Genomic DNA, 21,853 nt, shown 5'->3' on the forward strand with positions numbered 1-21,853 from the left:
CATCATTCATTAAAAATCAAAGTTTAACCCAAACACAAAGGTTTTTGTAATGGGATACGAATCGTTAGCGTAGGTATTCTTCTCAGGATCTAAACCTTTAAACCCAGTAAAGGTCACCAAGTTGTCGGCCGATACATAAGCCCTGATTTTCCCGAAACCTACTTTTTTAATGATATTGTTTCTAAAGGTGTAACCTAGTTGAACATTTTTTAAACGGAGATAAGATAAATCCTGTAGCCAAAAGGTACTTAGATAGTTATTGGTACTGGTTGAACCTAAAGTACTAGGCAACAATCTTGGATATTCGGCCCCTCTGTTATCTAAGTTCCAAGTTTGATTTAACTGCTCGTAGGTAACGGCCTGATTGGTAGTCCCCAAGAACGGGCTATTGATTCTGTTCATCCAAAACTCTTTACGTCCAAACGCTCCTTGCAATAAAACAGCAATATCAAATCCTTTCCACGAAGCAGAACCTCTTAATGCATAATTGGAACCTGGACGGCCTAACTGATATTCAGGATAAGCCACGCGGTCGTTCGCATCAATTTTACCATCACCATTCACGTCTTTGATCAAGATATCACCTGGAGCTGCGCCTTGAGGCGTTGCTTTATAAACATCTTCCCAAGTTTGCGCAATGCCAATAGATTCAAAGGCATAAACAAAGTTGTAAGGCATGTCAATAAACATCGAGCCTTTTGGCAAGGTTTCACTCCACGACAATAAGGTGTTTTTATTGGTTGAGTAATTTAGGTTCACCATATATTGGAAATCATCTTTTTTATCATTCCAAGTCACATTGGCTTCAAAACCTTTGTTGCTCATATCGCCAATATTTCTTCGCGGGGCAACATAAGCTCCAGAAAGGTGGATAGACAAGTCAGAAGGCCTATTCATCCCTTTGGTTAACCTGTCATAATAATCCAACTCCACCAAAAGCTTGTTGTTAAACATCGACACGTCGAAACCAACATTAAAAACATTCGTTTTTTCCCAAGTAAGATTGTAATTGATAAATTTCTTGTTAGTTAAACCAATTACTGCAGCTGCATCTAAATAGTAGTGACTTGCGGTTAATAGTTCTTGTTGCTCATAACGACCAACGCCACTATTGTTACCTAAACTACCATAAGACACCCTCAATTTTGCAGAGTTGATTTTTATTTTATTCAAGAAGGGCTTGATGAAAGGTTCTTCCGAAAATCTCCAACCAAATGCTCCTGCAGGGAAATAACCATATCGATCACCTGGTAAAAACTTCGACGAACCGTCAGCTCTGAATGTACCTTCTAAGATATACCTGTCCTTGAAAGAGTAAAATAAGCGACCTATGTACGAACGCAAACCTTCCGTCTCTGAGTTACCGCCTGTAGTTTGCACGTCGGGTAGAGCACCATCAATCTCAAAAATATAAGGATTGATACGATTACCTCTACTTGCCGACAGTGAACGATCTTTCCAAAACTCTTCGCTATAGTTTACCATTGCCGACACGGTATGCGATGTACCGAAAGTTCTTTCGTAGCTTAATTTAGCATTCAATTGTGTTTTGAAGTTCTCACGATCTACATTATAAATGGGCTCGTTAGCTCCTACATAAATCCTAGGCCCAAAACTGTCGGTTTGGAAGTTATAAGCCTGTGTGGGGATGTCACCTCTGGTATCAAACCTGTTGTTATAATTTAAGGAATAATCTACATGCGCTACCAATCCTTTAATAGGTTTCCAATCTACATAACCATTCAAATAGGCTTGCTTTTGGCTCATGTTGTTTCTATTTCTCACCATGTAATCGGCGTAGGCATTGGTAGATTGCGAGCTTTCATTATAAGCCATTGCGCCACCATAATAACCTGTTATAGGATCGTAAGGTAAAATACCCGCAGGTGCCGTAAACAAATCTAAACCGTTAGCACTATTGGCGGTCATCCCTTCGCTATAGTTATATTTGTATTGCGACCAGTTTCCAGAAAACCTAATCCCTGAACTTATCGATTCCGTAATTTTGGTATCGAAATTGAATGCCGCATTATAGCGTTTAAAGTTATTTTCGATCTGGATTCCTCGCTCATCTAACGCACCCACCGACAGGTAATAGTTATTGTTTTCGCTACCTCCGTTCACCGCAACGTTATAGTTTTGCGATAGTCCATCTCTCAAAATCACATCCCACCAATCGGTATTTGGATAACGCTTAGGGTCAATCATACTCATGGCCAACCATTGATCGATGGTGCCATTTTTAAATTGAAATGCAGATGGCAAAGTTGTAGCTGATTGCGCCACCTGCGTAGCGGTTAATGCCTTTGCATAGTTATTTACAAAGTTTACATTTTCGGTTGGGCTCACCAGCGATACGTTACTATTGAAACTAATGGTTGGCTTCGAGTTTCGTTTACCAGATTTAGTAGTGATCAACACCACACCATTAGCCGCTCGGGAACCGTACACTGCCGATGAAGCAGCGTCTTTTAATACCGTTACGCTCTCAATATCGTTAACGTTTACCCTGTTCAAACTTACATCTGGCATTCCGTCCACCACAATTAGCGGACTAGCATTGTTCACCGTACCTAAACCCCTGATCATTAATTCGGCAGCATTATTACCCGCCATACCAGAGTTTTGGTTAACTGCCAAGCCTGGCAACAAACCCTGCAAAGCAGAGGAGGCATTGGAAAGTCCGCGGCTGCTTACCGTTTCATCGAACTTGGCAGAAGCTACCGCACCAATGATATTCCCTTTCTTCTGCACCCCATAACCCACTACCACTACTTCGTTAAGCTTGCTTGTTTCTGATTTTAACACTACAGATGCGGCTTCTTTAGGCGCCACTTCTACGGTACCAAAACCAATCAGCCTAAATTGGATGCGGTCTGTTTCAGAGGCCTTAATTTGAAATTTACCTTCGCCATTGGTTACCGTGACTTCAGAAGTTTTCAGGTTTCTTACTTCCACACCTGGAAGCGGCATTCCTTCTTCATCCTTCACAAAACCCACAACGGTTCTTTGGAACAGTTTTGTCTTCAAAAACGCATCCTTGCGGTAAGCAGAATGTCCGCCTTTGTCAAATTCTTCGTAGGCCTTACCCCTGGCGTGGCTCATTGCGGGGTAAATAGCGCAAAGCAACAAGAAATACTGGCTTTTCAGCATCCCTCTTGCCTTCAGAAACTTACATTTCATAGTACTTTAGGTTAATATAGTTTGTTAGGTTATTATTCGGTACAAATTGTATACATAATAAAGCAACAATTGAATACTTTTGATTGAAATTAGAAATGATTTTTTAAAAAACAAAATATTTTGCACAAAAAAATATTCCACACAATAAAATTTTGTATACATTTTTAATGTTTTTTTGTATATATATTTATTTTCTATAACTTTAATCTAACGAAACAAAACAACCAACCTAAAACAACCAATGAGGCGGCTTACTATTATATACTGCATACTGCTTGCATTATCCTGTACGAGCAAAAAAGAAGAAATTATCAATACCATAGCACTTGAAAACTCGCTACTTTCGCTATCTGTAGCTGCAGATAGCCTCAATGTTCCTTGGGACTTACAATACGACCAAGAGAACAATTACCTTATTTTTTCTGAAATCCGTGGGGAGATAAAAAAACTAGACTTAAACAGTGGCAAAGTCTCCTTAATTAAAAAGCTTCCCAATGTTTTCCAGCAACGAACTACTGGATTATTAGGCATGGCACTTTACCAAGCTCGCGAAAGCGATCAATATTTATTTCTTTCTTATACCTCTAAAGTAAATGATCAAATCTTCTCCAACTTATACCGCTATATATATAAGGATGGAGAACTGAGCCTACCCAAATTGCTTTTACAAATCCCAGGAAATACAGGACATAATGGCTCGAGAATTATGGTAGGGAAAGATCAAAAGGTTTATTGGTCTACAGGAGATGCTGCAATTGATTCGAATGCACAAGATGTAAAGCGTTTAAATGGCAAAATACTTCGCCTCAATTTAGATGGCAGCGTCCCTAAAGACAATCCCATGGCCAACAGCTATGTATATGCTTGGGGTTTCCGTAATATGCAGGGACTTACGCAAGGAGACAATGGCATGATCTATACTTCGGAACATGGGGATGCCGTGGAAGACGAAATTAACTTCATTATGCCGTTACATAATTATGGATGGCCGCTGGTAGAAGGCAAAAATGCTCCCAAAAATGCAGCCGACAGTTCAAAAGCAAAATCATTTACTACTCCTATCCAATCATGGACGCCAGTTATTGCGCCAGCGGGAATAGCCTACTACGGCAGTATGAAAATCCCAGAATGGAGAAACAGCCTGATTTTAACCACGCTTAAAAGTCAAAGCTTACGCATTTTGAAATTATCAGAAGATGGCAAAGCGGTGATTGATGAGTATACCTTATTTAAGGATCAATTAGGCAGGCTACGTTCGGTAATCACTTTGCCTAATGGCGATATCTACTTCTGTTCAAGCAACAGAGATTGGAATCCTCAAAAGGGCTTCCCTAAACCAACCGATGACAGGATCTACAAATTAAGTGTCAGCGATCAAAACGTTGGACAGGTGGTCAGGCCAAATAAAACCGAAGCTACAAGCACGCAAGAAGTTTCTGGAAAGATGCTCTATGAATCATATTGTGCTTCCTGCCACAAAGCAGACGGTAAAGGTATTCCAAATACCTTCCCTTCGTTGGAAAAATCAGCCACGGTAAATGGAGACATAAAAGCGCTGGCCAATATCCTTCGTAACGGCTTAAAAGATAAAACCATTGCTGGTGTAAAATATGACGCTCTCATGCCTGCCTTCTCTTTTTTAAAAGATGAAGAAACTACCGCCATCATCAATTACATCCGCACGCATTTCAACAACCAAAGTTCAACCATTACGACCAAACAACTTAAACAAACTAACTAAATTATGGAATCTACTGCTACAAGCAAAAGGAATATCTTAAAAAACATTCTTGCCATTCTTGGGCCTGGAATTATTACCGCCGCCTTGGTATTTGGACCAAGCAAAATGACCATCACTTCGAAAATGGGCGCAGATTATGGATTTGGTTTATTATGGGTTGTAGTGGTCGCTATTTTCTTCATGATGGTTTTCTCCAAAATGTCTACAAGAATAGGTTTAGCATCTGATGAAACTGTACTTACACTAATCAGAAAAAAGTATGGCAAAGTAATCTCAATTATTATCGGGATTGGTATTTTTCTGGTAGCGATCTCCTTTCAATCTGGCAATTCCACAGGTGTAGCCTTATCATTGTCAGAATCTACACATATTGACACCAAAGTATGGATCATTACTTTCAATCTTATTGGTATATCGCTACTCTTTTTTCGATCATTTTATAAAATTTTCGAAAAAGTAATGTTGTTCTTGATCATCATGATGTTGATTGCATTTCTTACCACGGCAATAATGTCGCCACCACCCTTAAAAGCATTAGCCGCAGGCTTTTTACCTAAATTCCCCGAAGGTTCACTTGGACTTGTCATTGCCTTTACCGCTTCTTGCTTTTCAATTGTTGGGGCTCTTTACCAAGCTTACTTAGTGCAAACAGGCCGAAAACTCTCCAACGGAAAAAATAGCAAGAATGCCTTGTTGGGCAGTCAAACTGGAACAGTTTTACTAGGGATCATGAGCGCTGCAGTCCTTATTTGTGCTGCAAACACGTTATATCCGCAACACATTAAAGTAAATTCGGCATCTGAAATGGGCAAAGCCCTTGAACCCTTACTTGGTGCTGGAGCGAAACTCATTTTCTTCGTCGGCTTATTTGGAGCCTCATTTTCATCATTAATTGGCAATGCTGTTTTAGGAGGTTCTTTGCTGGGTGATACCTTTAGGTATGGAAATGACCTTAACCATCCAGTGGTAAAAGTTTTTATTTCATTGGTGATGATTTTCGGTGCAATCATAGCACTATGTTTTGGGAAAACACCGCTTGAATTAATTGTATTTGCGCAAAGCATCACCATATTTTTAGTTCCTTTCATCGCCGTCGTGATGTTTTTAATCGCCAACGACAAGGAAATCATGAAGGAACATGTCAACAAACCTATCACCAAAGTTTGGGGAGCCTTGGGCTTGCTTTTATTGATAGGACTAGCAGTTAGCAACCTACTTACCTTACTAAAATAAACAACAAATGAAATTGAATTTAAAAGAATTTGAAGACACGCTCTTAGCCCCATCGCCAAGCTTAATAGAAGACATCAAGCAAATAGAGGGAGATATCATGTTCTTGGGCATTGGTGGAAAAATGGGGCCTAGCATGGCCAAATTAACGGTTAGGGCCTTAAAAGCTGCAGGCATTGATAAAAAAGTAATTGGTGTTTCCAGATTTTCATCAGGTGGATTGAGAGAAGAACTGGAAAGCGAAGGCATCAGCACCATTGCTTGCGATCTTTTAAACGAAGAAGAACTGAAAAAACTACCTCAGGTAGCTAATATCATTTATTTAGCAGGACACAAATTTGGCACCACAGGCAATGAAGATTTTACCTGGGCCATGAACACTTACCTGCCAGGCTTGGTATCTTCAAACTTCAAAAACTCAAAGATTGTTGCTTTTTCTTCGGGCAATGTACTACCATTTGTCCCCATCAAAGAAGGCGGCGTATCAGAAGAATACACCCCATCACCTATTGGCGAATATGCCCAATCTTGTTTAGGCAGAGAAAGAATTTTCGAATACTTTTCTAAAAAAAACAACACCCCTGTATTGATTTACCGATTGAACTATGCGGTTGATTTTAGATACGGTGTACTGGTAGAAATTGCAAAGTCGGTATATGCCGACCGCCCAATTGACTTGACTACACAAAACGTTAATGTGATTTGGCAAGGCGATGCCAACGAAATTGCCATCAGATCGCTTTTGCATTGCAGTACGCCAGCAAAAATGCTGAATGTTACGGGTCCTGAAATTCTATCGACCAAATGGATTGCAGAGCAGTTTGGCCTATTACTAAACAAAAAGCCAACCTATACAGGTGTGGGTGCCGATACTGCATTGCTGAATAACGCCTCAGAATGTCATCGTTTGTTTGGTTATCCACGCACCACCATTCGTGAAGCTATTGAACATACCGCCAACTGGCTTTTAAACGGTGGCGAACTTTGGAACAAAGACACCCATTTTCAAGAGAGAGGAGGAAAATTCTAATGAATAAATTATCTGCTGAACTTAAAGCGCATTTAATGCAAGGGACTGTAATTCCTGCCCACCCTTTGGCTTTAAATGAAGACCGTAGCTTGGATGAATACCATCAACGATTATTGACCCGCTATTATATCAATGCAGGTGCTGGTGGCATTGCCATTGCTGTACACTCTACCCAATTTGAAATTAGGGAACCAGCCATTAACCTTTTTGAAAAAGTGATTGAAATGGCCAGCGAAGAAATTGAAAAAGCGAAACTCAACAGGCCTTTCCTTAAAGTTTGTGGCATTTGCGGACCAACAGCACAAGCCGTTAAGGAAGCTGAAATAGCCATAAAACATGGCTACCACATGGGGTTGTTGAGCATGGGTGGTTTAAGAGATTGGACTGAAGACGCCATTTTAGATCGTGTCAGAGCAGTGGCGCAAGTTATTCCTGTATTTGGCTTTTACCTACAACCTTCTGTAGGTGGCAGAATTTTCTCCTATGATTTCTGGTCGAAGTTTGTAGAAATTGAAAATGTAGAAGCGATCAAGTGTGCTTCTTTTAATAGGTACCAAACCTTGGATGTGATGCGAGCACTTGCCAATTCGAGTCGTAGAAATGAAGTAGCCATGTACACTGGCAATGATGACAATATTGTGAACGATCTATTGACGAGCTACCGCTTTCCAACTGCCGAAGGCGAAAAGGAAATTAACTTTAGAGGTGGTTTACTAGGGCATTGGGCCGTGTGGACGAAGAAAGCCGCGGAATTAGTAGAAAAAATAAAGCAACATAAACAACAGCCTAATGCCAGGGTAGCCGATGAGTTGTTAAGCTACAATATTGCCGTTACAGACAGCAATGCCGCATTGTTTGATCCTGCACATGATTTCCATGGTTGCATTCCAGGTATACACGAAGTATTACGCCGTCAAGGATTACTTAAAGGCATTTGGTGTATCAATCCAAAGGAAACCCTTTCGCCTGGACAAAAAGAAGAAATAGACCGCATTTATCAAGATTATCCTTACTTAAATGATGATGGTTTTGTGAAAGATTTTTTAAGCCAACAAACCAGCTAATTGAAAGCGAGTACCACAACCCAAATTACAACCTAAAACAAAACAACATGAACAGAAGAAACCTTTTAAAAACTTTAACGCTCAGTTTAGGTGCCACGGTAATTACCAGCGACCTGCTAGCTAAAGTGGACAAAAACACCTATACCTATAAAATTGGCCGCAACCCATTACACAAACCCTTGGATAAAGCCGTTACTGCCATTACCCTTGGTGCTGGTAATAGAGGAATGGTGTATGGCGACTATGCTGCTCGTACCCCAAAAGATTTAAAGATTGTGGGCGTGGCGGAACCTATTGCCTTCCGTAATGAGCGCTATGCTAAAATCCATTCTATCCCTCAAGAAAATAGATTTAACACCTGGGAGGATGTTTTTAAAAGACCAAAATTTGCAGACGCCATCATTATTTCTACACCCGACAACATGCATTATGCACCTTGCATGAAGGCTTTGGAACTGGGCTATGATATTTTACTAGAAAAACCCATTGCCCCTACCGAGAAAGAATGTAGGGATATTTTAGCACTGGCCAAGAAAAAGAACAGGATTGTGGCAGTTTGCCACGTATTAAGGTATGCGCCTTACTTTGTAAAAATGAGGGAATTGATTGCTAAAGGTGCCATTGGCGAAGTTGTGAGTATTCAGCATTTTGAACCCATTGAGCACATCCACATGTCCCACTCTTACGTGAGAGGGAACTGGCACAATTCTAAAGAAACCACCCCTATTATTTTGGCCAAATCATGTCATGATTTAGACATTATCAAATGGGTAATTAACAAACCCAGCAAAAAAATTGTGGCCATGGGCGATTTAAAATGGTTCCGTAAAGAAAATGCCCCTGCAGGAAGTAGCGACAAATGTGTAACCTGTAGTGTCGAGAGAGATTGTCCATATTCGGCAGTAAAAGAATATGCAGAACGCCAAACCCATTTCCTTTCGGTATTAGATGTTCCCGACAACATCCCTAACCGTAAAGAGTACATTCTAAAGAAGCTTGAAACTAGCAATTACGGTCGCTGTGTTTATAAAATGGATAACGATCAACCTGATCATTATGTAACCAGTATCCAATTTGGCGACAGCGTAACCGCAAGTTTCTCTATGGAAGCCTTTACCTCTTACCATGGCCGTCGTACTAGGGTAATGGGCGCTATGGGCGATTTGGTTGGCGACATGAAAGAATTGGTACACAACGATTTCAGAACCAGAAAAGAAACTAAATTTATTCCAAAAGTTGAGGAAGTAAAAGGTTACGAAGACCATGGACACGGTGGTGGCGACTGGTTGTTAGTTAAAGATTTTGTGAATGCAGTAAGCCAAAGAAATCCTGCACTGCTTACTTCTACCATCGATGATTCTATTGAAAGCCACTTAATGGGCTTTATGGCCGAAGAAAGCCGCAAGAATGGAAAAGTGATGGATATTAAAATGCCTAGCTAATCAAAACAAACATTCATGACAAAGCCGCTTCAGTAATTGAAGCGGCTTTTTTTGTGCTGATGCTAAAGTAGTTTCCATTGTTATCCTTAAAAAGATTAACTTTTGTAGAAAACTTACTGAAATAGTATAAATCTTAAGTTAAGCGTAGTTTTTTGAAGCAGATAGGTACCTACCCTATACGGTTATTACACCTACAAAAGGCAATTGCTGGCCTACAACATATAAATGTTATCCTACTTTTAGTTAAAAAACCACCAGGAAATGATGTCATGCTACCCTGCTTTTAGCTAAAATCCGCCAGGAAATGACGTCATGCTTACCAGCTTTTAGTTAAAAACCACCAGGAAATGATGTCATGCTTACCAGCTTTTAGTTAAAAACCGCCAGGAAATGACGTCATGCTACCCTGCATTGAGTTAAAAACCACCAGGAAATGACGTCATGCTACCCAACAAAAGATAAAATCTATCCAACATGAAGTAAGAAACCACCCGTTTAAAATGAAGAAATGATGAAAACACTAACCAATTCATAGTGTTCTTAGCTAAAGAAGATCAACAACGAAGAGTGTTTGAGCAAATCATCACTAACTTAATCATAAAAACTTACGAAGCTAAACAACAAACCTCGTAGGTTTTTGAAACCTACGAGGTTGAACTCAAATAACTCATAATGCTAAAGCTCCGACATCCAGGTTTCCTTTGGCCAAGATGGATCAGGAGTAGCAGTCGCTTCGAAAACCAATTCGCCGCCGTTGTTGATCTCTTCTTGGGTGAGGTAGTTCCTGTTTAACATCTTACCGTTTAACTTCAGCGACTTGATGTATTTATTCCTGTCGGAGAAATTATTCACCGTAATTTTTAAGGCTTTTCCTTTTTGAGTGTGAATAGTAGCCGAGCTAAATAAAGGTACGTTAAGGTAATAGATAGGCCATCCTGGACATGCGGGCATGATCCCACAAGCGGTAAGCACAAACCATCCCGACATTGCTCCGGCATCGTCATCCATGGTGCGGATATAAGCTTTGGGACTGTTTTTGTAAACCACGTCAACAAAAGGATCAATTCCCTTACTGTTGTCATTAAAGTAATATTGTACCACAGTATCTACTGCAAAACGATGCATCAGCTCTTGAGTTTTCCATGCCTGTGGCGTAAAGCTGTACATCGATGGCGCCTGCAAATCAGGTTCGTTGGCATGGTTGTATTTGTCTTCCTCAAAAAACTGATCGAGTTGTTTCAGGTATTGATCCATCCCTCCCATTAAACCGATTAGGCCTTTATTATCAAACGGTGCAAACCAACGGTATTGCCATATGGTTCCCTGATAAAGTCCTCTTGCTTGTACCTTGTCTACATCCGACTTCGTAAGGTCTTTAAAATCCTTATTCCAATACTTTTTATATTCCGAAGCCTTCTGACGATATTTTTCGCTCAGTTCCTTTTTACCAATGATGTTTAATATTTCGGCCAATGCCCAAGTATCATAACTAGATTCCAAGGCCTTGTCTGGTTTAGAAAAATCTAGACGATCTACTTCGCTGATCAACGAATCGGCAATTTTGTTAAAATCTACGGGATAACCTTTTCTGTACGAATCCAATAACACCACAATGGTATGTTCGGTACGTACGGTATTGCTAGGTTCGTTTTGAGAAGCATAATCTTTTTTACCTGCTTCATACAGATGTGCCAGAGAACTTACCATGTCCTGATATTGTGTAGGCCAAGCAATAGAAAGCAAAAGCAATTGGGTGCGGTAATTGTCCCAAATGGCCCAACCATTATAACGCTTACTGCTTGTTTTTTGAAGGCTCCCATCGGTTGCTCGGAAAGCACCATCGCTCTCAGAGATGTTGTATGGCGATTGCAAGGTACGGTATAGCAAGGAGTAGAATAGTTTTGATCGTTCTGTATTGCCCGCTACGTTAATCTTGCCTAAGGCTTCGTTCCAAGCTTGGTGAGATTGTTGTTTCAATGCATCGAAACTTACAGGCTGAATGGAAGCTTTGGCGTAGGCTTCACTCACCGAAGATAAGCCTACCTTAATTTGCGCGCTGGTGCGCTCGGCAGGCAACTTCCCTATCAATTGATGTGCGTTTAGGTTGCTGATTTCAGTGCCAGCGTCGAACGCTAAATAATAGTAAATTTTATAGGTTCCTACATTACAAGTGGTTTTGGCCTGCACCCATCCACTTACGGTATTATTAGAAATCTGGTGTTCTTCGGCCACAAACTTATTGGCTAAGGTATGTGCCAAATCAATGAAAAAGCCTTTTTCGCCAGCAGGAAATTGATAGCGATGTAAACCCATCTTCTCTACCACCGTCATTTCAGCTTTAATTTGATTGCTGAAATTAACACTGTAATAGCCTGGGCTTCCTTTTTGCGATACTTTGATCAGGTCTTTGGTATAATCTGTGCCTAAAAAAGGTTTGATCAATAGGTTACCACCACTTCCCTGACATCCTACACCTTCAAATCGATTGTGTGTAAAGCCTAAAAATCGCTTTGCTTCGTATTCATAACCTGCATGCAGCTTTGGATAGGTTTGCGGACCTATGCTTAGCATGCTAAAAGGGTAACTGGCAGCGGGCGACAACTGTCCATGATCTCCAGAAGTGCCTAAAAACACATTGACCAAACTGGCCAAATCTGTATTTCCCTTTGTTCCCTTTTGGGCTACACTGGCGTAACTACACCCAATGATCAATAGCACTGCAACACTTAATTTTCTTACGATCATACCTTGATTAAAATAGAAAGCTAAAATATAAACTTCTGGCTACTTAACACACCCGATTGTTGTAAACTTCCAATATACAATCCCTTTGGCAAGTTGAAAGGAAGTTGAGTAACCTGCTGACCTTTAACTACCTTGATATTTTGCTCTAATACTTTTTTACCACTAAGGTCTGATACTTTAATCGTCGCCACACCATTATTTTCTGCCATAAAAGCAAACTCAACAGCTTGTTGATTAGGCTTGGCAATCACGCTCAAGGCTGTCTTTTCCCATAAAGTTTTAACCACTACTACCTTTGAAAGTGACGAATTGCCATCAAAATCTACTTGCCTTAATTGGTAGTAGCTGTTTCCAGGCAAAGGATTTTGATCAGTATAACTGTAAAGCTGCTCCGTGTTGGTATTTCCACTGCCTTTCACCGTAGCAATGACATTAAAATCACTTCCGTTTTCGGAACGCAGAATTTCAAAATGAGAATTATTGGTTTCTGTAGCAGTAGCCCAGTTTATCTTTACCTTATGACCACTTGACACCGCGTTAAACGAAGTTAATTTGATAGGCAAGGGAACTAGATCTGTTAAATAATTGGCATAAGTAAAATTATCCAAATAAACCTGTGCATCATTATTGGTGGCATTGTATCCTAAAAATACAAAGGCATTAAGCGCCACTCCAGCCGCTAAGTTATTGCCTACGTCAAAAAAATCGTAATTATTGGTATCATAAATCAAACGTACCCCATTTACCCAAATATGGCTAGCTTGTGCAGCAATGCTGTAGGTGGTAGTGATTTCGGTAGCAGCATCTGTTTTATCATAAGTGGCTGGAGTAGCATTGTTATTGGCATAAATTTGCACGTAGTATTCTCCCCCATTTACAAACGAAATGTTTGGATTTAAAGTAGGATCTAATGTTTTAAAACCACTTACTGCTGGCGTGCCCGCAGTTAATTTCTCTCTTACTGAGAGTTGGTAAGTTCCTCCAGACAAATTCCAATGCATCATTAAGATAGCTGGCTGGGGGTTAACTTCATTAAAATTGATATTGTTAGAAAACTGGGTACCACCACTTGCCGTAGTCCAATTAAAAGTACTCGCATCTCGGCCTACCACAAAGCGATAATCAGCATTGGTCCCTGACTGAAACTTCATTTTAAAACCAATACTCATTACACTGGTTCCTGCAATGTTGAGAATAGAGAATTTACTGGTAGATGTAGTTGGAGGTGTTTTAAACAACAACCTACTTCCCGAACCAATAGTTCCCGTATTTACCAAGGTAAATCCCGACACATTGCTATTTCCTGTCCATATTCTGGCAATCTGTTGATCTTGCGGTGCAGCCAAAGTACCATGTACATGGCTCCCATCATTTGAAGAGGCAATACCCGCAGCAGAACTTGGGGATAAATTACCTGTAGCGGTACCAAAATCATACTTCCAGTATTTTTGCGCCTGTACATTAAAGCCAAACAAGGCCAAAGCCGAAATCAATAGTAATTGTCTTTTCATGACTGATTGAATTAGTTTTTTGCTGCTTTTATATTGTATTTATTTAAAATATCGATGATTTGAGGTTGGATGTGACGGAGCATGCGGTCATAACCCAAGTCGTTGGGATGCGTACCATCAGTAGTTCCCTCGTGGTCGTTGCCCAGCATATTTTCCGAAGTGATAAAATACAGGTCTTTAATTCCCTTATCTAGCAGCTTTATTACTTCTTGTTGGATATTAATGTTTTGCTGTTTGACCTGTGTGCCTAAAACTTTGTCCCAATAGCCTGTTTCTCGCACAGGGCTTTGTATTACAATGATTGGGGCGGTTGGATGTTTTTTCCTTACCGTATTCACCAAATAAGCGGTGCGCTCGGTAATGAGCGCTGGATTGGTATTGGGCACACAATCCAACACGTAAGCATCGGCATTGATGGCGGCCACCATATCTACTACTTCTGGTTCCATTTTAGCGCTTCCGCTTAAGCCAAGATTAATAAAATTGATACCTGTGCTTCTAGACAGTCTTGCGGGATAAGCCATGCCAGGTCTACTAGCTCCTGTGCCCTGTACAATGCTGGAGCCATAAATAAGTACCCTACGAGCGAAAGGATCGCTACCCGAACTTAACGTTGCTTTTTTCTCTACGCCAATCTCTACGTGCTCAACCTTATCATATAATGGAAGATACAGCAAGCATTCCTTTTCAGTATTGCCCATTCTGCTGATCAGGATCTCTTCATTACAAACCCCACTCACCTTTCCTATCCCTGCAAATTGCCATTGATCGCCGTTTTTGATATAAAGATCAACTCCTTTATGTGCCGTTGGAAACATATAGGCAAGCGCTTTGCTTTTGGATACACACCATTTGGCTGCAATTACCGAACTGTTGGTTTTAAATGAAATGGCTAAACCTGCGGAGTTGGTTAACAATTGAGCAACACGAGCAGGTAAACCTTTATATTTATTGGTATCAATACGGTCGTAACGATTGGGGGTTTCTTCACTTTTACCCACCAAGGTAAACTGGTTGGCACTGGTAAAATTTAATTGATCTGTTTTTTGTGCCTTGGCTGACAGCATCACCAAGCAAAATCCTAAAAGCAATAAGTATTTCATGATTATTGAGCAGTTTTTTTAAGGACAAGCAACATAGGATAGTGATCTGAAAGGGTATCGGTCAATTGGTCTTTCACAATTGTCGCATCTATCGCGTAGGGCGCCAAAGCTTGGTTCATAAAGATGTAATCAATCCTGGTGTAGTTTTGGTGCTTCTTCAACTTGGTTGGCGCACTTTTATCATATACGGTGTTAAACTTTCGCCAAGTATCAATCATTCCAGCGTCTAACAGCTTTTGAATAGCGGTATATTCTATTTCACCATTTTTGGTGATCCTAGCCTCTGGGTTATTCTTTTCGCTGTTGACCACCAATTTCATTTTAGCTTCATTATTATAATCAGCCTTATCCAAAGGCGACATGTTATTGAAATCTCCCATCAGCAATAAAGGCTCTCCTTTGGGTACACGGTTAATGTATTTCAACAAAGTATCTACCTCTAAAATTCTTTCCTCGTACGTTTTTGGGTGTAAATGCGTCACGATAAAATGATAGCCTGCTATTTTTGCATAAAGCATGCCGTGGTGCATACCGTCAATGACTTTTACCACATCGGTAATGCGGTGTTTAGACATGATGGCCAATGGAAAGCCTGCTCTTTTTTGCAACACGGTATAGGAATAACCCGCTACTTTGGCCATTTCGACCAATTGAGCTTTAGAAATACCGTTAAACTCTTGAAATGCCACCACATCTGGGTTACGTTTAGCCACCCATTCCTGAAAGCTCCTCATCAGCGTACTGTCTTTTCTAAAGCCTTCTAAAACGTTATACGAAAGCGCCTTGAACACTTTAGAGTCTTGCTGTTCAGCGAAAAGCAATTTGGTTTTTTCGTAAGAAGCTAGGTTTTCTACGTTTTGTGCACGGGTGTTAAACGCAATAAGGAACAAAGCCAATGCGACAAAGGATTGTAACTGTTTTTTCATATCATTTTTTTAATAGCAATACCATGGGATAGTGGTCAGAAGCGTAATAGGTAAAGGCATCTTTCACCAGATAGGCATCTTTATAATTATCGAGCAAACTTTTATTGAGCCAGATATAGTCTATTCTAGTAAAATTGCCATGCGTACGGAGCTTTGTAGGGGCACTTTTATCGTAGTTGGAACGAAATAGCTTCCAACTGTCGTAAAAACCTGCATCCATCATACTTTGGATTGTACTGTAATCGATTTTGCCGTTATTCAATATTTTGGTTCCTGGGTTGTTTATTTCAGAAGCCCTTACCAAATCCATTTTTGTGGTATTGGTATCATAAAAGGAAGCATCTTGCGGCGACATGTTGTTCAAATCTCCCATCATCAAAATCTTTTCGCTGCTAGGAATTTCTTTAGCTTTAGCCAAGATGGTTGCGATTTCCTCTTTCCGCTTTTCGTATGTATCGGGATTAAGATGGATCACGAAAAAATGGTAGTCGAGTACCTTTGCTTGGATCAAATGAATGGCAGAAGGTCCCGATTTCACATTGGTAATGGGATGCTTAGACACCAAGGCTACGGGCAAGCCCGATTCATGATGCATTAAGGTGTAGTTAAAGCCCATCTCCACCGCAAAAGCTTGTAAGCTTGCTTTGGTAAACCCCTTCATTTCCTGAAAGGCAATGACTTCGGGCTTCATGGTGTCTATCCACTTTTTAAAGTTCGAAATGATGATTGGATCATTCCTAAAACCTTCATAGATGTTATAGGACAATACCTTAAGCGTTCCGTTTATGGCATCAACTTTAGGGCTGCTCTTTTTACAGGCAAGTAAAACACCACAAAATAACAACACCAAAACAACCGCTTTAAACACAGGCAGTATCACCATACTTGTTCTTAATTTTGCCACCATACCTTGGTCCTTAAATTATCGCCGCCAATTCTGGCAGCGGCAGCATCGTAGTTTGCTTTATTGGTTGCTTTGGTAATCAATGGGTATTCGAACCTTGTAGGCAGTATGCCATTATTTTTGGCCGCTGGACCAACGGGTAACACCGGATAGCCAGTACGTCGGTAATCATACCAAGCCTCAAATCCTGAAAAGAACATGGCAATATATTTTTGGCTGATTAAACGCTCCATGTTAGCGGTACTACCAGTAAATCTTACCGTAGGTCTGTTCAAATAAGTAGTGCCTGCGGTGCCATCCCAAGTACATTTCCATTGTTTCCATGATGCCTCTACCCCTTTGTTGTAGTAAGATTGGGCATCTGCGGTAATCCATCCTTTTAAAGCGGCCTCTGCCAACAAAAAGTTAACCTCTGCCCAAGTTAAAATCGGAAATGGATAGGCATCATCTTTTAAGGTAGTGGCCAAAGTGGAAGTTTTAAGCCCATTGTTATCGGCAAAAGCAATGGTTTCTTGCTCATTGTAACCACTTGGAATGCCTACATAAGCACCTGGTGTGTTCTTGGTGGCATACCTAAATCTTCTCCCATCAACGGTGGTATTCATCAAGTCCATTAAAGGTTTGCCCATACGTCTACTGCCACTAAATTCTGCCGCCGACATTTCAAAAAACAGGTTGATGAATGGTTTCACCCCTGTGTATTTCATCATGGCTTCATCATCATTGCTGGCAATCAAAGGATACTTGGTGGGATTGGTGAACATTTCTGCAATCTCCGCTGGAGCGTTCATTTCACTTTTGTTGGAAACCCTTACCAATAAACGTAATCGCATAGAATTCGCAAACTTTTTCCATTTCACGGCATCGCTTCCATAAATCAAATCTGAACTATCAAACGGTTTGTTCTCATTAAACAAATCATTTGCTCTTTTTAAATCGGCCAATATGCTGGTGTAAATGGATTGCTGGGTATCGAACTTCGGATAGTACAACTCATCCCTGCCTTTAAAAGCTTCTGTATAAGGAATGTCGCCGAACATATCTGTTAAATTAGAGATGAACCAAGCTTTCATCACTAAAGCTGCTGCCATGTTGTTGGCGTCGTTACGTTGCTCGGCAATCTTGTACATTTCGTTCATATCGTTGGCCTTTACGTAAAGCGTAGACCAAATAGGGTCAAATTCGTTCTCCCTAAATTCATAACGGGCAAAATCATTCAGCACTCCTGTTTCAACGGTGTATTGCATTAATTCGTTGTTCAGGCGATGGGCACGCTTAGTGATCAACCACATGCCATCAAATTGTGCAGGGGCCAATAAGCTACCTGGTGCTACTGAAGTTACCTTTACAGGATCGGTATTAAGTGTTTCGAAATCCTTAGTGCAGGAAGCAAGTACGAATACCGTACTGATGATCGAGAATAATTGGATTTGTTTGGATAAACTTTTCATGTCGAATACTTAAAATGAGGCTTTAATGGTGGCTCCAATGCTTCTGGTAGAAGGGAATTGTCCTGTTTCGAAGCCTGGTTCAATACGATTTCTGTTTAATGTGGCGATCTCTGGATCATAAAGCGGGAAGCTGGTAAAGAGTAGCAGGTCTCTACCATACACACTTATGGATGCTGATTTTGCACCAATGTGCTGAAGTAACTTTGCGGTGAATTTATATTCCAAGGATACTTCGCGAAGCTTGATATAAGAAGCATCGAAAATATTGGCTTCGGCATTGTCCCTTAAATACATTTGGTTGTAGTAATCGGCAGGCGTAGCTACAATGTCGTTCTTTCTGTAGCTGCCATCTGCATTTTGCACCACACCTTGGCCAATAATCCCTCCGTATCTTCCTGGTAAGGTAGATTTTAACTTACCCGCTCCTGCCAACACTGAGTGTGAAAAGGAATAGATGTCGCCACCTTTTTGACCGTCGAATAAGAACGAAAGGCTGAATCGACCGTAGCTCAATTGGTTTTGGATGCCTGCTTTGAAATCTGGCACTGCCGAACCTAAAATCTTAAAGTTCTCCGCATCAATTAATGGCAATCCATTATTGTCATGAACAATTTGTCCATCTGGTGCGCGTAAGTAGCCCGAAGCGTAAATATCTCCAATAGCACCGCCTACTACGGCTTTAATATAACCTCTAGGGCCAGTAGCCATGATAATTTCGCTAACGTTAGGTGCCAGCTCTTTTACCAAGCTTCTATTAGAAGAATAAGTTAAAGTGGTTTTCCATTGCAGCTTGCTCCTTTTGCTCAACGGACTGGCCGTTACCGCCAATTCGTAACCGCTGTTGTTAATCAAGCCTGCGTTAAAAATTCTTCCTGTAAAACCAGTTGCTGGATCATTGGGTACCGTTAAAATTTGATTGGAACTGTTAGAATTATAATAAGTGAAGTCAAAACCTAACCTGCTTCCAAAAAACCTCACATCTACACCTACTTCTCTGTTGGTTATAATTTCTGGCTTTAGGTTATTGCCGCCTGGTAACGTAGTTGGATTAGTGTAGCTTCCCCCAAATTCTGACGGGTTTAAATAATATCCTGTCCTATATGGATCGGTATCATTTCCTACCTGCGAAATAGAGCCTTTAAGCTTTAAATACGACAAGGGCTTGAGGGCCGATAGGTTGAACATCTCGTTAATAATGGCACTTCCAGAAACCGAATAATAGAAATAGGAGTTGTTGGCTTTTGGCAAAGTACTCGACCAGTCATTTCTTCCAGTGACATCTAGGAACAAATAAGTTTTGTAATTGAACTGCGCCAAACCATACAAGCTTTGTACTTCTTTGTTAGCTGGCGATAATACCACCAATGGCCTATCTTGTGCATTTCCCAAGGTGTAAATTCCAGGGGCGCTCAGTCTTTCGGCGGTGGTTATGTTATTCTTTAGTTTGTTTTTAGTAATGCTTCCACCTGCGGAGAAAGAAAGACCGATGTTTTTAAACAGGGTTTCGTCGTACTTATACAAAAAGTCGTAATTCTGCTCTTGTACAATTACCGATTGCTCTTGGTAACGTCCCACCGCAAAGCGGATGCTACTGTAAGGACGACGAGTGGTTCTGAAAGAGGAATTTTGATCGATCCCGCCTCTCAACATTAAACTCATTTTCTTATTGAAAGTGTAAGTAGCGGTAATGTTTCCAAAAATACGATCCTGATCTAGCGTATTTAGGTTTTCGTACAAAATGAAATAAGGATTATCTACCGCAGAGTTCAGCTTGTTGTTTTGATCAACATCTTTAATATCCCAGTAATCTTTGTACCAAGCGGCAGGAATATTTGCCGAACGATACATCAAGCCATACATAAAAGAGTTGGTATTGTAACCAGACAAAGGCAAATTATCGCTTTGCTTATGGTAATAGTTTACCCTGGTAGTGATTTGCAAATTATTGAGCTTGCTGTTACTCGAAAAAGACAATCTGTTGAATACATAACCTGTGTTTGGCAAAATATATTCGTTACGCATATCATTATACGCCAACCTAATGGAGTTTTTACTATCGCCACCAGTAAGCGAAAGGCTATTGTTATAAGTTACGCCCGTAACAAAGGCATCTTTTACGTAGTTCTTGTCGGCCACCCAAGGGGTTCTGGTGGTTCCCGTGGTTTTGGTTACAGGATCATATTGGTAGTAAGATTGTCCAGCAAAGGCAGGACCAAATGAACGTGTAGAGTTGGTACTAGGTCCATCAGGACTGGCACCGTAAGAGAAATAGGTATTAATGGCATTACCTGCACCGTACTCATACTGAAAATCAGGGTAACGCAATACTTCATCAAAAGTAACGCTACTGTTAAATGCTACACCAAGCTTATCATTTTTATCAGTATTGCTTTTAGTGGTAATGAGTATGGCGCCCGAAGCAGCCCGAGATCCGTACAATGCAGCCGCAGAAGGGCCTCTCAAAATGGTCACGTCTTTTATATCCTCTGGATTAATATCACTTAAGGCATTGCCGTAATCCACAGGTGTTTCAGTGTTTCCAGTAGCGCCATAACTTAAACCGTTGTTCCCTACCATGCCACTCACTACAGGTACGCCATCAATCACCACTAGCGGTTCGCCTTTATCCAGATCTAAGGAGTTTTGCCCCCTTAAAGTGATCCTTACCGTACCACCTGGACCTGCTCCTGCTTTGGTAATGTTTAAGCCTGGCACTTTACCTGATAAGGCATTTACCCAATTGTTAGGTACAGTTTTAGAAATTTCTTCCCCATCTATTTTAGTCACCGCATAACCAAGGCTTTTTTCCTCTCTTTTGATCCCCAAGGCGGTAATCACTACATTGTTTAGCGCTTGCTCCTGTCCTGATAGCTCAATGGTTAAAGCATCACCCCCAGCTTTTACGTTTTGAATACGTTTGGTTTGGTAAGAGATATAACTGACTTCGAGGGTGTAGCTGCCAGCTTGCGCCGCAATCCTAAAAGCCCCTTCGCTATTGCTAATCGCATTTCTGTTGAGTTCCAATAGCTTCACATTTGCACCAGGCAGTGCTTCACCTGTTTCGTCTACCACCTTTCCAGTAATATAGAGTTCCTGGGCAGTTGCACTCGTTTCCTTTCCGATGATGACTATTTTGTTGGCCTGATAGATGTATTTAAGCTGAGTATCTTTTAATACCTGAGTTAACACCTGCGAAACGGGCGTATTGCTTACATTAATAGAAATGTTATCGTAATCTTTTACCAGCTGCTCGTTGAATACCACTTGGATACCTGAGCTTTTTTGGATGTTGGAAAGCGTCGCTTTTAAGCTTTGCTTTTGCAGACGTAGCGTAATTTTCACTTCTGTTGGTGATTGCGCATGGGTATTTGTTGCAACAACCAACTGACCGCCTATCATTAAAAGCACTAAAAAATAATAGAGATGTTTCATTGATATATCTTCTTGTCGTTTGATTATAGATATATCTTAAAAACCATGGCTTGGTAGTAGAAGAAAATGAGAAAAATTTATAAAAAGCTAA

Annotated in this window: 13 protein-coding genes; 5 read left to right on the top strand and 8 right to left on the bottom strand. The window is 40.7% G+C overall.

All coding sequences use genetic code 11. From position 1 onward, the window contains the following. Positions 1-9: 9 nt before the first annotated feature. The gene (locus DUT70_RS05580) at positions 10-3,183 is read right to left on the bottom strand and encodes a SusC/RagA family TonB-linked outer membrane protein (protein ID WP_113646265.1); all 3,174 of its coding nucleotides are present in this window, start codon (positions 3,181-3,183) and stop codon (positions 10-12) included. A 241-nt stretch (positions 3,184-3,424) separates the two neighbouring features. On the opposite strand from DUT70_RS05580, the gene DUT70_RS05585 reads away from it, so the two are divergent. The 5 genes from DUT70_RS05585 to DUT70_RS05605 are packed head-to-tail and all read left to right on the top strand — an operon-like array spanning position 3,425 to position 9,690. Beyond that, entirely contained in the window at positions 3,425-4,924 is a 1,500-nt protein-coding gene (locus tag DUT70_RS05585; protein WP_113646266.1) for a PQQ-dependent sugar dehydrogenase, read from the top strand. A 3-nt stretch (positions 4,925-4,927) separates the two neighbouring features. Then, a complete protein-coding gene (locus DUT70_RS05590; protein WP_113646267.1) occupies positions 4,928-6,157 on the top strand; it encodes an Nramp family divalent metal transporter in 1,230 nt (409 codons plus the stop codon). A gap of 7 nt (positions 6,158-6,164) precedes the next feature. Continuing rightward, positions 6,165-7,184: an NAD-dependent epimerase/dehydratase family protein gene (locus DUT70_RS05595; protein ID WP_113646268.1), complete on the top strand. Its 1,020-nt coding sequence runs from the start codon at positions 6,165-6,167 to the stop codon at positions 7,182-7,184. Continuing rightward, the gene (locus tag DUT70_RS05600; protein ID WP_113646269.1) at positions 7,184-8,248 is read left to right on the top strand and encodes a dihydrodipicolinate synthase family protein; all 1,065 of its coding nucleotides are present in this window, start codon (positions 7,184-7,186) and stop codon (positions 8,246-8,248) included. The genes DUT70_RS05595 and DUT70_RS05600 overlap by 1 nt, the downstream gene beginning before the upstream one ends. A gap of 47 nt (positions 8,249-8,295) precedes the next feature. Further along, positions 8,296-9,690 (top strand): Gfo/Idh/MocA family protein, encoded by a 1,395-nt coding sequence (locus DUT70_RS05605; protein WP_113646270.1) that lies wholly within the window; start codon positions 8,296-8,298, stop codon positions 9,688-9,690. A 675-nt stretch (positions 9,691-10,365) separates the two neighbouring features. On the opposite strand, the gene DUT70_RS05610 is transcribed toward DUT70_RS05605, so the two are convergent. The 7 genes from DUT70_RS05610 to DUT70_RS05640 are packed head-to-tail and all read right to left on the bottom strand — an operon-like array spanning position 10,366 to position 21,762. Continuing rightward, positions 10,366-12,435, bottom strand: a complete 2,070-nt coding sequence (locus tag DUT70_RS05610; RefSeq protein WP_113646271.1) for a glycoside hydrolase domain-containing protein — start codon at positions 12,433-12,435, stop codon at positions 10,366-10,368. Between the two features lie 20 nt (positions 12,436-12,455). Next, entirely contained in the window at positions 12,456-13,946 is a 1,491-nt protein-coding gene (locus tag DUT70_RS05615; RefSeq protein ID WP_113646272.1) for a T9SS type A sorting domain-containing protein, read from the bottom strand. An 11-nt stretch (positions 13,947-13,957) separates the two neighbouring features. Continuing rightward, the gene (locus DUT70_RS05620) at positions 13,958-15,049 is read right to left on the bottom strand and encodes an SGNH/GDSL hydrolase family protein (RefSeq protein WP_113646273.1); all 1,092 of its coding nucleotides are present in this window, start codon (positions 15,047-15,049) and stop codon (positions 13,958-13,960) included. 2 nt (positions 15,050-15,051) lie between these two features. Continuing rightward, complete coding sequence (locus tag DUT70_RS05625) at positions 15,052-15,975, bottom strand: endonuclease/exonuclease/phosphatase family protein (RefSeq protein ID WP_113646274.1); 924 nt, start codon at positions 15,973-15,975, stop codon at positions 15,052-15,054. A gap of 1 nt (position 15,976) precedes the next feature. Next, complete coding sequence (locus DUT70_RS05630) at positions 15,977-16,882, bottom strand: endonuclease/exonuclease/phosphatase family protein (protein ID WP_113646275.1); 906 nt, start codon at positions 16,880-16,882, stop codon at positions 15,977-15,979. Then, positions 16,867-18,330: a SusD/RagB family nutrient-binding outer membrane lipoprotein gene (locus DUT70_RS05635; RefSeq protein ID WP_113646276.1), complete on the bottom strand. Its 1,464-nt coding sequence runs from the start codon at positions 18,328-18,330 to the stop codon at positions 16,867-16,869. The genes DUT70_RS05630 and DUT70_RS05635 overlap by 16 nt, the downstream gene beginning before the upstream one ends. A gap of 9 nt (positions 18,331-18,339) precedes the next feature. Beyond that, on the bottom strand, positions 18,340-21,762 hold the full coding sequence (locus tag DUT70_RS05640; RefSeq protein ID WP_113646277.1) for a SusC/RagA family TonB-linked outer membrane protein: 3,423 nt from the start codon (positions 21,760-21,762) through the stop codon (positions 18,340-18,342). Positions 21,763-21,853: the final 91 nt, after the last annotated feature.

Origin of the sequence: Pedobacter chitinilyticus (genome assembly GCF_003313385.1) — a bacterium.
GTDB classification, from domain to species: domain Bacteria; phylum Bacteroidota; class Bacteroidia; order Sphingobacteriales; family Sphingobacteriaceae; genus Pedobacter; species Pedobacter chitinilyticus.